The sequence below is a fragment of the Ruegeria sp. L12 genome (assembly GCF_056531745.1).
On record NZ_JBQFMH010000003.1, the window covers coordinates 150,850 to 163,388 of the forward strand.

Annotated in this window: 13 protein-coding genes; 5 read left to right on the forward strand and 8 right to left on the reverse strand. The window is 59.8% G+C overall.

Annotation, left to right across the window (positions count from 1 at the left end):
* Nucleotides 1-30: 30 nt before the first annotated feature.
* Genes ACR0K9_RS06200 through ACR0K9_RS06215 form a run of 4 tightly spaced genes read right to left on the reverse strand, consistent with a single transcriptional unit; the run spans nucleotide 31 to nucleotide 4,600 of the window.
* Entirely contained in the window at nucleotides 31-1,527 is a 1,497-nt protein-coding gene (locus tag ACR0K9_RS06200) for a phosphomannomutase/phosphoglucomutase (RefSeq protein ID WP_480821604.1), read from the reverse strand.
* A 15-nt stretch (nucleotides 1,528-1,542) separates the two neighbouring features.
* On the reverse strand, nucleotides 1,543-2,376 hold the full coding sequence (gene kdsA / locus ACR0K9_RS06205) for a 3-deoxy-8-phosphooctulonate synthase (RefSeq protein WP_480821606.1): 834 nt from the start codon (nucleotides 2,374-2,376) through the stop codon (nucleotides 1,543-1,545).
* Between the two features lie 6 nt (nucleotides 2,377-2,382).
* On the reverse strand, nucleotides 2,383-3,963 hold the full coding sequence (locus ACR0K9_RS06210) for a KpsE/RkpR family capsule polysaccharide export protein (protein WP_480821608.1): 1,581 nt from the start codon (nucleotides 3,961-3,963) through the stop codon (nucleotides 2,383-2,385).
* Nucleotides 3,941-4,600, reverse strand: a complete 660-nt coding sequence (locus ACR0K9_RS06215) for an ABC transporter ATP-binding protein (RefSeq protein ID WP_480530291.1) — start codon at nucleotides 4,598-4,600, stop codon at nucleotides 3,941-3,943. Before ACR0K9_RS06215 ends, ACR0K9_RS06210 begins: the two co-directional genes overlap by 23 nt.
* Before the next feature lie 206 nt (nucleotides 4,601-4,806).
* On the opposite strand from ACR0K9_RS06215, the gene ACR0K9_RS06220 reads away from it, so the two are divergent.
* Nucleotides 4,807-5,394, forward strand: coding sequence for a uracil-DNA glycosylase family protein (locus ACR0K9_RS06220; protein ID WP_480821610.1), 588 nt, complete (start codon nucleotides 4,807-4,809; stop codon nucleotides 5,392-5,394).
* Entirely contained in the window at nucleotides 5,387-6,175 is a 789-nt protein-coding gene (locus ACR0K9_RS06225) for an SseB family protein (RefSeq protein WP_480821612.1), read from the forward strand. Before ACR0K9_RS06220 ends, ACR0K9_RS06225 begins: the two co-directional genes overlap by 8 nt.
* A 12-nt stretch (nucleotides 6,176-6,187) precedes the next feature.
* Here the strand turns inward: ACR0K9_RS06225 and yghU are convergent, their stop codons facing one another.
* Nucleotides 6,188-7,063: a glutathione-dependent disulfide-bond oxidoreductase gene (yghU, locus tag ACR0K9_RS06230; protein ID WP_480530285.1), complete on the reverse strand. Its 876-nt coding sequence runs from the start codon at nucleotides 7,061-7,063 to the stop codon at nucleotides 6,188-6,190.
* Between the two features lie 245 nt (nucleotides 7,064-7,308).
* Between yghU and ACR0K9_RS06235 the strand changes: the two genes are divergently transcribed.
* Nucleotides 7,309-7,827 (forward strand): YHS domain-containing (seleno)protein, encoded by a 519-nt coding sequence (locus ACR0K9_RS06235; RefSeq protein WP_480530283.1) that lies wholly within the window; start codon nucleotides 7,309-7,311, stop codon nucleotides 7,825-7,827.
* Nucleotides 7,828-7,889: 62 nt separating this feature from the next.
* Here the strand turns inward: ACR0K9_RS06235 and ACR0K9_RS06240 are convergent, their stop codons facing one another.
* Nucleotides 7,890-8,552, reverse strand: a complete 663-nt coding sequence (locus ACR0K9_RS06240) for a J domain-containing protein (protein WP_480821613.1) — start codon at nucleotides 8,550-8,552, stop codon at nucleotides 7,890-7,892.
* A gap of 191 nt (nucleotides 8,553-8,743) precedes the next feature.
* Complete coding sequence (gene metF / locus ACR0K9_RS06245; RefSeq protein ID WP_480821615.1) at nucleotides 8,744-9,610, reverse strand: methylenetetrahydrofolate reductase [NAD(P)H]; 867 nt, start codon at nucleotides 9,608-9,610, stop codon at nucleotides 8,744-8,746.
* Nucleotides 9,611-9,703: 93 nt separating this feature from the next.
* Here metF and ACR0K9_RS06250 point away from each other — a divergent pair, with 93 nt between their 5' ends.
* Entirely contained in the window at nucleotides 9,704-10,609 is a 906-nt protein-coding gene (locus ACR0K9_RS06250) for a LysR family transcriptional regulator (protein WP_480821617.1), read from the forward strand.
* A gap of 95 nt (nucleotides 10,610-10,704) precedes the next feature.
* Nucleotides 10,705-11,490 carry an inositol monophosphatase family protein gene (locus ACR0K9_RS06255; RefSeq protein WP_480530275.1) on the forward strand — a complete coding sequence of 262 codons (786 nt, stop codon included), beginning with the start codon at nucleotides 10,705-10,707 and terminating at the stop codon, nucleotides 11,488-11,490.
* Between the two features lie 58 nt (nucleotides 11,491-11,548).
* Here ACR0K9_RS06255 and bhcD read toward each other — a convergent pair whose 3' ends face one another.
* Nucleotides 11,549-12,514, reverse strand: a complete 966-nt coding sequence (bhcD, locus tag ACR0K9_RS06260; protein WP_480821619.1) for an iminosuccinate reductase BhcD — start codon at nucleotides 12,512-12,514, stop codon at nucleotides 11,549-11,551.
* Nucleotides 12,515-12,539: the final 25 nt, after the last annotated feature.

The following is a 12,539-nucleotide window of genomic DNA, read 5'->3' on the forward strand; positions in this document are numbered from 1 at the left end:
AGGGGTGCCGTGACCGGCACCCCAGAAGGATCAGATCGTCTGATCGTAATCGCCAACACCGGGTTCGGTACGAATGACGGCGTCGATATCAGCAAAGATCGCGCGCATCTCGGCTTCGCTTTCGCTGCTTTCGCAGACCACAACAAGGTTGGGCGTGTTGGACGAGGCGCGCACAAGTCCCCAGCTGCCATTGTCCAGAATGACCCGTGCGCCGTTGACCGTCACGACCTCTTTGATCGCACGGCCCGCAAAGCTGTCGCCCGCGTCGGCCTTGGCCACCAGCTTGTCGACCAGACGCTGCAGAATATCGTACTTTTCGGTGTCGGCAGCATAGGGCGACATGGTGGGCGTCGACCACGTCTTGGGCAGCGCTTTGCGCAGGTCTGACATGCTCTGATCCGGGTTTCGGTCCATCAGCTTGCAGATTTCCACCGCCACGCGCATGCCGCAGTCATATCCGCGCCCGACGGGCTCGGCCAGAAAGTAGTGACCTGATTTCTCAAACCCGGCCAGCGCTCCGATTTCCTTGACCCGGCGTTTCATGTGACTGTGACCGGTCTTCCAATAGTCGGCCTTTACATCGCGCGCCTGCAATTCCGGATCGCTGGCGAACAGGCCGGTGGATTTCACATCGGCGACAAAGGTCGAACCCGGATAAAGCTTGGCCAGATCGCGCGCCATGATAACGCCGACCTTGTCGGCGAAAATCTCTTCGCCTTCATCATCCACTACGCCGCAACGATCGCCGTCACCGTCGAACCCCAGTGCCAGATCGGCACCGCTGGCTTTGACCGTGTCGGACATATCGTGCAGCATTTCCATGGCTTCGGGGTTCGGGTTGTAATTGGGGAATGTGTAATCCAGCCGCGTGTGGCTGGGCACGACCTCGACCCCGATCCTTTCGAAAATCTCGGGCGCGAAAGCGGCGGCGGTGCCATTGCCGGTGGCGCAGACCACCTTTAGCGGGCGAGACATTTTGAAATCACCGACCAGATCGTCAATATAGGCTTCTTTCACGCCATCCACGAATTCATACGACCCGCCCGGGCGCGCAACGCCTTCGCCGTTCAGGACGAGGTCGCGCAGTTCTGACATCTCATCCGGGCCGTGAGTCAACGGGCGGTCGAAACCCATTTTGACACCGGTCCAGCCGTTTGGGTTGTGGCTGGCCGTGACCATCGCAACCGCAGGCACGTCCAGATGAAACTGCGCGAAATAGGCCATCGGGCTGAGCGCCGGGCCGATATCCTTGACCTGAATGCCCGCCTGCATCAGCCCCACGATCAGCGCGTTCTTGATCGACAGCGAGTAGTCGCGATAGTCGTTGCCCACCGCAATCACCGGTTCAATCCCGCGTTTGTGCATCTGGGTGCCCAGACCCAGACCAAGGGCGGTCATGCCCGGCAGGTTGATCTCATCCGGATATTTCCAACGCGCATCATATTCGCGAAAGCCGGTCGGCTTGATCATCGGGTCGCGCAGAAAGCTCCAGGTGTTCGGGGTCACCTCGGCGAGGGGTTTGGTCATTACAAATCTCAATCGTTAAATTTGAATCGGGTTTTCTTTGGCCAGCGCATCGAAGCGCATCAATGTGTCAATCAGATGGCCCATCTGGTCCAGAGGAATCATGTTCGGCCCATCTGAGGGTGCAGAGTCAGGATCCTGATGCGTTTCGATGAAAACAGCCCCCACGCCCAGAGACACAGCAGCACGTGCCATCACCGGCGCAAATTCACGCTGTCCACCGGATGAGCCACCCTGACCGCCCGGTTGCTGCACCGAATGGGTTGCGTCCATGACGACCGGATATCCGGTTTGCGCCATCTGCGGCAGCGACCGCATGTCGGCGACCAGCGTGTTGTACCCAAACGAAGTGCCACGCTCGGTCAGCAGGATGTTCTGATTTCCGGTGCTTTCGATTTTCGTGACGATATTGGGCATTTCCCAAGGGGCCAGAAACTGACCTTTCTTCACGTTCACAGCTTTGCCGGTATTGCCCGCCGCCAGCAACATGTCCGTCTGGCGGCACAGGAATGCGGGGATTTGCAGGATATCGACGGCATCGGCCGCAATCGCGCACTGTCCTTCGGTGTGAACGTCGGTCAAAACGGGGATACCCATCGTTTTGCGGATATCGTCCAGCACCTTCAGCCCGGCATCAATGCCCATGCCGCGCTTGCCGGACAACGAGGTTCTGTTGGCCTTGTCATAGGACGCCTTGAACACATATTGCGCCCCGGCGGCATCGCATGCCTCTTTCATGGTGCCGGCGATCATCTGGGCGTGATCGGCGGTTTCAAGCTGGCAGGGGCCGGCGATGATGGTCAGCGGAAGGTCGTTGCCAACCGTCAGGTCGGCGATTTTTACATGTTTCATGGGTCTTTACGAGGATACCTGTTCACGAAGGACCGACGCGGTAAGCGAGATCATCAGGTAGATACCAGCAAATAACAGGAAAGCCAAAATCGTATTTTCGAACTTGCGCGGATAGCTGGGTTCCTCACTGGGCACCGGGTTTACCGAAACGGTCAGATAGCGCACCTTGCGATTGGCCTCGGTCCGTGTGGATTCCATTTGCTGCATTGCCGTTTGCAGCATCATATCCCGTGCCACCAGATCGGCCTGCGCCATCTGGATACGCACGCTTAACCGTGCCAGCGAGTTTTCGCCTGCGGACACGTCCAGCATCTCGGCATTCAGCTCTTCAAGCACGGCTTCGAGGCGGGCGATATCCGCGCGGGCACCGTCCACCTTGGCCTGATTGGGGCGCAGATTGTCCAGCAGGGCGGCAAGTTGCAGTTCCTTGTCCTGCAGTTCGACTTCGAACTGATCGATCCGGCCACGCAGGCTGGCGATCACGCTTTCAGGATCCAGAATCGCGCCCTGCAATTGCAGTTCGATCAGGTCTTCCTGTGCCTGCCTGCGTGCGGCTTGTGCGGCTTCAAATCCCTCAACCGCATCGCGCATCTGGTCTTCGCGCTTTTTCTCGGACAGAGCGTTCACCCGGTCCTCGGCATAAGAAATCAAACTCTCGGAAAACCGGGTCGAGGTTTCGGCGTCCGGGGCGGCGACCTCCATTCGGATCACGCCCTCGGTGGGATCATATCCGATTGTGATCATGCGCTTGAAGGTCTTGTAGGCCTGCTCAAGCGAGGCATCCGGGGCCAGACGTTGAATAGGGTCGATCCATTCCTGCTTGAAGACATCAGAGAAACCGGCGTCGCGATCCAGCAGGATCAGGGCTTCTTTTGACTCCAGAAAGGACTGCACCGAGATCGAATCCTGTGTGGTTGCGAATTGGGTGCCTGCGAGCAACCCGCCGATGCTGCCGGGACCTCCATCCGCCTGCAGGATCAGGAACTCGGAATCGCTGGCATACATCGGAGTCGCAATCCGGTAGAAATAGAACCCAACGACCAGCGTCGGCAGCATCACAAAAGCGGCCAGCCGCGCGAACATCGCCATGAGCTTGCGGCGACGGCGCCGGGCGATATCCTTCTGGATCTGGCCGATTTCATATTCGCGCCGCTGGGCCGGGCTAAGCTCGGGTCCCGGCAGATTTTTCTGCGATTCTTTGGCGGTCTGGGGTAAATGGATCTTGATGTTATCCTGCGCCTCGTCACTCGCAATCGCGGTTGTGTCTATCGTCGTCAGATCAAGCAGATTGGCACGTCGAAACGGATCGATGCCTTTGAGGCGCAGCAGGCGCACGGCATCATAGTCCGAGGTTGCCGCCAGACCGTTTTTCTGCGCCAGCCGACGGGCCACGCGCAATTGCCGGCCTGTCAGCCCTTCGCGTTTTATCGCGTCAAGCTCAGTACCCGGTTGGGTATCATTCGCGGCCTCGGGTTTTTGCGTCGCCGCGCGGATACGCGCCATGGCATCGGCGCGCGCCTCAGCCGTGCCCTCACCGCTGGGGGTGCGGTCGGGGTTGTATTTTCTAGCCTTGGGTTTCGTAGTCATAAAGCTGCTTCGCCTCTTCCAAGGTATCAAACATATAAAGCTGACCATCCAGCAGAACCGCAGCCTGGCGCGCGAATTTCTCAAGCACGGCGGGGTTGTGCGACACGATCACCAGTGTCGTGGTGCGCAATCGTTCCTGCAGGATGGCGCCTGCCTTCTTGTTGAATTCCACATCCGTTGTCGAGGGCATCCCCTCATCGATCAGATACATGTCAAAATCCAGCGCCAGCATCAGCGCAAAGGTGAAACGCGCCCGCATCCCGGCCGAATAGGTGCCCAGCGGCTGGTCGAAATACTCACCCAGATTGCACAGCCATTTGCAGTAGGCTTCGACATAATCGGGATCCATGCCGTAGATCTTGGCGATGTAACGCGCGTTTTCCAGCGCCGAGAGCTTCTTGGCCACGCCGCCGGTAAAGCCCATCGGAAACGACACGCGGCAGTCGCGCCGGATCACACCTTCGTCAGGTTTTTCCAGTCCCGCCATCATGTTGATCAGCGTGGTTTTGCCTGTGCCGTTGGGGGCAAGCACGCCCAGCGAAGTGCCAAGCTCGACCCGAAACGACACTTGGTCCAGAATCACCTTGCGGCGGGTTCCGGTCCAGAAGGACTTGCTGACATTGTCAAATTCCAGCATGCGCAGCCTGTAGATCGCTCGGGTCTCTGTCGGTTTGAAAGCGTGGGTGCTACCGATCCATGTTGGCCACATTATGTCGAAATATGAAACAAATGATCAATGCACATCCGGGGTATCCCGACGAAGTGTTGCAGGGGCTCCTGTCTTGGACCGGGCGATGAATCCACCTATCTTGGCCCGGAGAACTCCGGAAAGCCCGATTGCCCATGACCGCCTTGATTGACGAAATCCGTGCCTGCCGCCTTTGTGCGGATAAATTCGCGCGGACGGCAACCGCGCATGAACCGCTCCCGGTTGCGTGGTTTCGCCCCGGTGCCCGCATCCTGATTGCAGGCCAGGCGCCGGGCGCGCGGGTTCACGAGTCCGGCCGGCCCTTTACCGATCCTTCGGGTGATCGGCTGCGCGATTGGCTGGGCGTGGATAGTGCCGAGTTCTACGATCGAGACCGCGTGTCAATCGTGCCGATGGCATTTTGCTTTCCCGGTTATGACGCACGCAAGGCGGATCTGCCGCCGCCGCCGATCTGTGGCAAGACCTGGCATGACAAGGTAATGGCTGCGCTGGGCGACGTGCCGCTGACCGTGCTGGTGGGTGGACATGCACATAAGTACCATCTGGGGTCTAAAACGCCTGTGACCGAGACTGTCAGCCGTTGGCGGGACCATGCGCCGCGGGTCTTTGCCTTGCCTCATCCCTCGTGGCGCAATACGGGTTGGCTGAAGAAAAACCCGTGGTTCGAGGCCGAGCTGCTGCCGGTTCTGCGCGCCCGGGTCCAAGAGGTGATGAATGGCTGAAACCACGGCGCTTGATGCCGCACATGCCGCGATGGAGGCGGCTCCTCAGGATGACGCGGCGCGGCTGCGGTTCTTCGAGCGGCTCGCCGACAGCGAACTGTTCCTGATGCTGACCGAGGAAGCCCGTGACGAGAATATCTCGCCCGAGCTGTTTGACGTCGCAGACGGACGCTTCGTGCTGGCCTTCGACCTTGAAGAGCGTCTGGCGCGGTTTGCGGGCCGCCCGGTGCCTTATGTGGCGCTGTCGGGACGGGTTCTTTCGTCGATGTTGTCGGGTCAGGGGATCGGGCTGGGGCTGAACCTCGAGGCCGCGCCTTCGTCGATGCTGATTCCTGCCGAGGCACTGGGTTGGCTGGCCGAGACCTTGCAGCATGGCCCGGAAGAAGTGCAGCAACGGTTGTCCGAGTTCAGCCCGCCCGTGGGTTTGCCCGATGTCCTGCTGACGGCGCTGGATACCAAGCTGGCCACAGCTGCGGGGCTTGCCGCCGCGGCGTTTCTGGTGGGAACCAGATCGCAGGACGGCGGTCAGGGTCATCTGCTTGGCTTTGTCGCTGCAGTTGAGGGCGCGCAGCCCGCGCTGGCGCGGGCCGTGTCAGAAGCCCTGACATTCTCGGGGATTGAAGCCGGGGAGCTGGATGTGGGTTTCTTTGCACCGGACGACCCCGCCGCAGCCGCTTTGGCAAAGGTCGGGCTGCGGTTTGATCTGCCACAGCCGCAGGCACCGCATATGGAAAGGGCCGCGCCGGGCTCTGATCCCGCGCGGCCCCCAATTCTCAAATAGTCACCGGATCAATCAGTCCGCCGGTGCCAGTTTGTCCTGCGTGCGGGTCTCGAAATCGCTGGCGTCGTGCCGTTCGTGCAGTTGTGTGTGCGGCTCGCCAAAGGGGCGGTTGACCATGCGGCCGCGCTGAACCGCCGGGCGCGCATCAATCTCTTTGGCCCAACGCAAGACGTTCTTGTAGCTCTCCACATCCAGGAACTCTGCCGCGTCATAGAGACGACCCAGAACCAACTGCCCATACCAGGGCCAGATCGCCATGTCGGCGATGGTATAGTCCTGACCCGCGATATAGGGCTTGTCGGCCAGTTCCCGGTCCAGCACATCCAACTGACGCTTGGCTTCCATCGCGAACCGGTCGATCGGATATTGCCATTTCTCGGGCGCGTAGGCGTAGAAATGTCCAAAGCCGCCGCCCAGATACGGCGCGCTGCCCATCTGCCAGAACACCCAGTTCATCACCTCGGTGCGCGCAGGTCCATCTGCAGGCAGGAATTCCCCGAACTTCTCGGCCAGATGGAACAGGATCGAGGCGCTTTCGAACACGCGGGTTGGCGCATCCCCAGAGCGATCCCAAAGCGCCGGAATTTTCGAGTTCGGGTTGGCTCCCACAAAGCCCGAGCTGAACTGATCGCCCTCGCCAATATCGATCAGCCAGGCGTTGTATTCAGCACCCTCGTGACCAAGGGCCAGCAGTTCCTCAAGCATCACGGTCACTTTGACGCCGTTGGGCGTGGCCAGTGAATACAGTTGCAAGGGGTGCTTGCCGACCGGCAGGTCCTTGTCATGGGTTGCTCCGGCGATGGGACGGTTGATGTTCGCAAAGCGCCCGCCGCTCTCGCTGTCCCAGGTCCAGACTTTCGGAGGGGTATAGGTGGATTGTTCGCTCATCTCTTACCTTTCCTTCAGAACCGGTCATCCGGCCACTGAAACCACAGCTAATATTGCAGAACCCGAAGTCCAACCCCGAACGCAGCGCGATCTTTGTAACAATACGCGTGGATCGGCTCACAAATCGCCATCTGATGTCACAGCGGCGCGAGTGGGTCTTCGCGCCGGAGGAAAATCACTTATTGTCTGACCAGACCCAACATTTCGGGTTCCCGAAAACCGATAGGATTATGAGGACCAATCACATGAAACGCTTTGCGCTGAGCCTTGCCGCAACGATCGCCTTTGCCGTTCCCGCCTTTGCGGGGGATCAATATGTCGATGGCACCGGATTCGCCGTGTCAGGATATGACGTTGTTGCCTATCGTGGCCTGGATCAGGTCGCTGTAGGCCAGTCGCAGCCCGAGGCCGTGCGTGGCCGGGCCGACATCACCGCAGACTACAACGGTGCGACCTGGGCGTTTTCCTCCGAAGAGAATCGCGACAAGTTTCTGGAAAACCCGGCCTATTATGCCCCCCAATATGATGGCCACTGCGCTTATGGCGTCTCACGCGGCGGTAAGGTTCCGGCCAATCCGAACCTGTGGCGGATCGTCGATGACAAGCTGTATCTGAACATCACCGATGTTGTTGTCGGCTTCTGGGAAGAGGACGTGCCGGGCAACATCAACCTGGCTGAAGGCAACTGGCCGGGCATCGAGCCCGATGCGGCCTCGACCAGCGTGATCCCCAAATTCACCTCGGAAGGCCCGATCGCGAACTGATCGCATGGATCCGACAAAGAAGCCCGGCCTCGGCGGCCGGGCTTTTTCGTTTGTGATGGGATTTAGCCCGCCAGCTCGTACATGTCCTGCATGTGCTGATCCGCTTCAAATCGAATTCTCACGCTTTTTGCACCGGGAAATTTACGTTCGCGGATCGGGTCGGGGATGACGATTTCCCCCGAGCCTGAGCTTTTGGACTGGAATGTCAGGATTTCGGTTTCAGCTTTCCGGCAACTGGCCAGAACCGAGGTCGGCAGTGCGACCCGGTTTGACCCTTCGCAGACCGAAGAGGCCACGAAATAAGTCAGATCACGTCCGAAACAGCCGATGGCGTCGGGCACATGGTCCGAAGGCGCGCCGCTGGCCTTCTCCTCCGAATCCGGTTCACCGCTGGACAGGTCAGACAGGGCGCGTTCGGGGTTCAGCAGGTGGCGGCAATATTCGATCTCATCCGCGCACAGTTGGATCACGCGCTTTTTCAGCCGCGGTCGGCGCGGTATCGATGAACCGGACGGCCCTTTGCGGGTCAGCCCCTCAGTACGCAGATAATCATATGCCGCCTTGGCCTGCGAAAACCCGTCGTAATCACCGCCGGTGTGATCAGGATGATCGTGGAAGGCAACGCTGCGCCAGGCCTCTCGGATTTCGTCTGCACCGGCGTTCTGCGACAGGCCCAAAACCTGCAACGCCTCAGTCCGAGCCCTTATCTTGCTCACTGGCTCCATACTCAAAACACTCGTTAAAACTACACTGACCCCAGATTGCCAGTGGCCACTTTTTTGTCAAATTTTACCGGGTATTAGCCTGGGATCACTCAACAGTTAGCGTGGGTGTGTTTTGATTGTCGCCGATATAGTGGTGCCTTGCGTAAGGAAGCACGTTCCGACCCCATCACAAGGGCCGGAACGCGCCGTCGTCATGCGACGTTCTGCAACTCCGCCTGCGGTGTGATGCCCAATGCAAAGCAGACATCACGGGTAAGCTCCGGCCGGTTCAGCGTGTAAAAGTGCAGCTTGTCGACGCCGCCCTCGATCAGGTCCGAACACAGCTCGGTACAGAGCGCAGTTGCCAGAAGCTCTTCGCGATCATCGCGAACGGCTTTGTCAAAGGCGCTTTCGACCCAGTTCGGGATGCGGGTGCCGCAGCGCTGGGCAAAACGGCGTGCGCCGGTCCAGTTTTCGATGGGCAGAATACCGGGCACGATGGGTTTGTCGATGCCCGCTTTCTCACAGGCATCACGGAACCGGAAGAACGTCTCAGCCTCAAAGAAGAACTGGGTCAGCGCCTCGTCTGCGCCAGCATCCAGCTTGGCCTTCAGCCAGTCTACATCGGCACGCGCATCGCGCGCTTCGGGATGGATATCGGGATAGGCGCCAACGCGAATGTTGAACATTTCGGTTTCGGCCAACGCCTCAATCAGCTCCACCGAATTGGCAAACCCCTCAGGGTGGGGGATGAATTTGTCCTGACCCTTCGGGGGATCGCCCCGCAGCGCGACAATGTTCTCGACACCGGCGCGGGCGAACTTGTCGGCGATTTCCAGCGTTTCCTGACGCGAGGCATCCACGCATGTCAAATGCGCCGCAACCGGCAGGCCCGAAGACTTGTGCAATGTGGCAACCGCATCCCGGGTCAACTCGCGCGTGGTGCCGCCCGCGCCATAGGTGACCGAGACAAACCGGGGATCAAGCGGGGCCAGCGTCTGCACCGTGTCCCAAAGCCGGAATGAGGCTTCCAGCGTTTTGGGCGGAAAGAACTCGAATGAGATTTCAGGTTTTGTCATCACGGCCTCTCAGGATCATTTGCGCCCTTGTGCCACGTTGAGCGATGTGAGACAAATTCATATTGTTCAAGAACAACATGAGTCACACTGAATATGCATATTGAATTCCGGCATCTGCGAACCATCAAGGCCATCCATGAATGTGGCGGGCTGGCGCGTGCCGCTGATCAGTTGAACATCACCCAATCCGCATTGAGCCATCAGATCAAGGGTTTGGAGGATCAGGCCGGGGTTGAGCTGTTCCTGCGACGGTCAAAACCGATGAAACTATCGGCCGCGGGCCTGCGTCTATTGCGGCTGGCAGAACAGATCCTGCCGCAGGTCGAGGCGATGCAGCACGAGTTTTCCTCGCTCCGCGACGGGCGCACGGGCCGTATGCATATCGCGATTGAATGCCATGCGTGTTTTGAGTGGCTGTTCCCGGTGCTCGAAGCATTCCGCAAGTCTTGGCCGGATGTCGACGTAGATATCCGCCCCGGTCTGGCATTTGACGCGCTGCCCGCGTTGCAGAAAGAGGAGGTCGATCTGGTGGTCTCGTCTGATCCCGAAGATCTGCCGGGCGTCGAGTTCGTCGAACTGTTCGACTACAACGCGGTCTTCGTCGCTGCCTCATCTCACCCGCTGGCCGAGAAACCCTTTGTCGAGGCCGGGGATTTCCGTGGCCAGACCCTGATCACCTATCCGGTCGAGCGCACGCGTCTGGATGTGTTCAGCCAGTTGCTGATCCCGGCGCGGGTTGAACCGGCCTCGATCCGGCAGGTTGAACTGACCGCCGTGATCCTGCTGCTGGTGGCGTCGAACCGTGGCATTTCCGTTCTGCCGGATTGGGTGGTGCGCGAGGTGAAGTACAATTCCGACTATGTCACCCGCCCACTGACCAAGGACGGGGTCACCCGCAGGCTTTATGCTGCGGTGCGCAGCGAGGATCTGGAAAAACCGTTTGTGCAGGAACTGGTAAGCCTGGCCCGGACCGAGGCGCGCAAGCTGCAATCACAGTAGCGCCCGGCGCAGGGCAGCCATGCGTATCATTCCTCTTGGCAAGGCTGCGTTGCACCAGTATACGCGCGGCTTGACCGGACAGGAGCCTATGGAAAATGGTTGGCAGTGCAAATCTCAACATCATGATCAAAGCCGCGCGCAAAGCGGGGCGGTCTCTGGTCAAGGATTTTCGTGAAGTCGAGAACCTGCAGGTGTCGATGAAGGGCGCGGGCGACTTTGTGTCAAAAGCCGATATCGCAGCCGAGGCGATCCTGAAAGAGGAACTGCTGGGCGCACGCCCCACCTATGGCTGGCTGGCCGAAGAGGGTGGCGCGATTGACGGCGAAGACCCGACCCGTCGCTGGATCGTCGACCCGCTGGATGGCACCACCAACTTCCTGCACGGGCTGCCCCATTGGGCGGTTTCAATTGCCCTGGAACACAAGGGCAAGATCGTGGCCGGTGTGATCTATGACGCCGCCAAGGACGAGATGTTCTTTGCCGAAAAGGGCGAGGGCGCGTGGATGAACGATATGCGCATCCGCGTCTCGGGCCGTCATCGCATGATCGAATCGATCTTCTCGACCGGTTTGCCGTTCGGCGGCCGCTCGGACCTGCCTGCGACCCTGCAGGATCTGGCTCGCCTGATGCCTGCCTGCGCCGGTGTGCGCCGCTGGGGCGCTGCGGCGCTGGACATGGCCTATGTCGCCGCCGGTCGCTACGAAGGGTTCTGGGAACGCCGTCTGAACGCCTGGGACGTGGCCGCCGGCATCATCATCGTAAAAGAGGCGGGCGGGTTTGTTCAGGCCCTGAACCCCGAAGGCAGCGTGCTTGAGGATGGCGAGGTGATCTGCGCCAATGAGCCGATCTTTGACAATTTCGCCAAGGTGATCCGGGGCTGATACCAACCCCGGTCTGTCGATCCTGGTGCGCGCGTCCGATCCGGGCGCGCGTTTTGGTTTAGAAGTCAACCTCGATCGCGATCCCCTGCTGGACGGCCAGATCAACGACCGCGCTTGCCACCGCAAGGTCCTGCAGTCCGACTCCGGTGCCGTCGAACAGGGTCACTTCATCATCCGACGCGCGCCCGGGATGGGTGCCGTTGATGACCTCTCCGATCTGACGGATATCGCCTTCGGCTTTGGTTCCGGCAGCCACCGCATGCTGGCTTTCCCCCAGTGTCACGGCCTGCGCGACCTCGTCGGTAAAGACGCTGGCGCGGGCGATCAGGTCGGTGGCGACCTCTTGCTTGCCGACCGTATCGGTGCCCATGCAGGCGATATGGGTGCCGTCCGAGACATGCTCGGACATCAGGCTTGGCGCGAAGGAGGAGGTGATGGTGACAATCACATCCGCTTGTACCATGCCAGGCAGGTCCACAGCCTCGAAAGGCAGACCAGCCTCAGCCGCGACCTTTTCGATTTTCGGCAGCATTTCGGGGTGCAGGTTCCAGCCGATAACCTTTTCGAACGGGCGCTGTTCCAACGCGGCGCGCAATTGGAATGTCGCCTGATGCCCTGCGCCAACCATGCCGATCACCTTGGCATCCTTACGCGCAAGGTGATTGATCGACACCGATGAGGCCGCCGCTGTGCGCAGCGCCGTCAGAAGGTTACCCCCAACGATGGCGCGGACGCGACCGGTATCGGGATCGAACAGAAACACGGTGGACTGGTGATTTATCAGACCATGCGTTTCCATATTGTTGGGCCAGTACCCCCCGGCCTTCAGGCCCAGGCTCATACCCGCGCGGTCAAACCCGCCTTTGAACCCATAGAGCGCATCCGCATGGCCAATCGCCTCTCGCACGACCGGGAAGTTGTAGGCGTCGCCTGCAGCCATCGCTGCAAACACCTGCTCAACCGCGCTATAGCTTTCCTTGCGACCCAGCAGAGCGCCGATTTCCTTTTCAGGAACGATGATCATCGCCTATGCCTTTCTTTCTGATGGC

Bases quoted from the DNA above. Each gene is read 5' to 3' on its own strand.
- ACR0K9_RS06220 (WP_480821610.1), top strand. From the start codon at position 4,807: ATGACCGCCTTGATTGACGAAATCCGTGCCTGCCGCCTTTGTGCGGAT.
- ACR0K9_RS06235 (WP_480530283.1), top strand. From the start codon at position 7,309: ATGAAACGCTTTGCGCTGAGCCTTGCCGCAACGATCGCCTTTGCCGTT.
- ACR0K9_RS06225 (WP_480821612.1), top strand. From the start codon at position 5,387: ATGGCTGAAACCACGGCGCTTGATGCCGCACATGCCGCGATGGAGGCG.
- ACR0K9_RS06210 (WP_480821608.1), bottom strand. From the start codon at position 3,963: ATGACTACGAAACCCAAGGCTAGAAAATACAACCCCGACCGCACCCCC.
- kdsA (WP_480821606.1), bottom strand. From the start codon at position 2,376: ATGAAACATGTAAAAATCGCCGACCTGACGGTTGGCAACGACCTTCCG.
- ACR0K9_RS06240 (WP_480821613.1), bottom strand. From the start codon at position 8,552: ATGGAGCCAGTGAGCAAGATAAGGGCTCGGACTGAGGCGTTGCAGGTT.
- ACR0K9_RS06250 (WP_480821617.1), top strand. From the start codon at position 9,704: ATGCATATTGAATTCCGGCATCTGCGAACCATCAAGGCCATCCATGAA.
- ACR0K9_RS06200 (WP_480821604.1), bottom strand. From the start codon at position 1,527: ATGACCAAACCCCTCGCCGAGGTGACCCCGAACACCTGGAGCTTTCTG.
- yghU (WP_480530285.1), bottom strand. From the start codon at position 7,063: ATGAGCGAACAATCCACCTATACCCCTCCGAAAGTCTGGACCTGGGAC.
- ACR0K9_RS06215 (WP_480530291.1), bottom strand. From the start codon at position 4,600: ATGCTGGAATTTGACAATGTCAGCAAGTCCTTCTGGACCGGAACCCGC.
- bhcD (WP_480821619.1), bottom strand. From the start codon at position 12,514: ATGATCATCGTTCCTGAAAAGGAAATCGGCGCTCTGCTGGGTCGCAAG.
- metF (WP_480821615.1), bottom strand. From the start codon at position 9,610: ATGACAAAACCTGAAATCTCATTCGAGTTCTTTCCGCCCAAAACGCTG.
- ACR0K9_RS06255 (WP_480530275.1), top strand. From the start codon at position 10,705: ATGGTTGGCAGTGCAAATCTCAACATCATGATCAAAGCCGCGCGCAAA.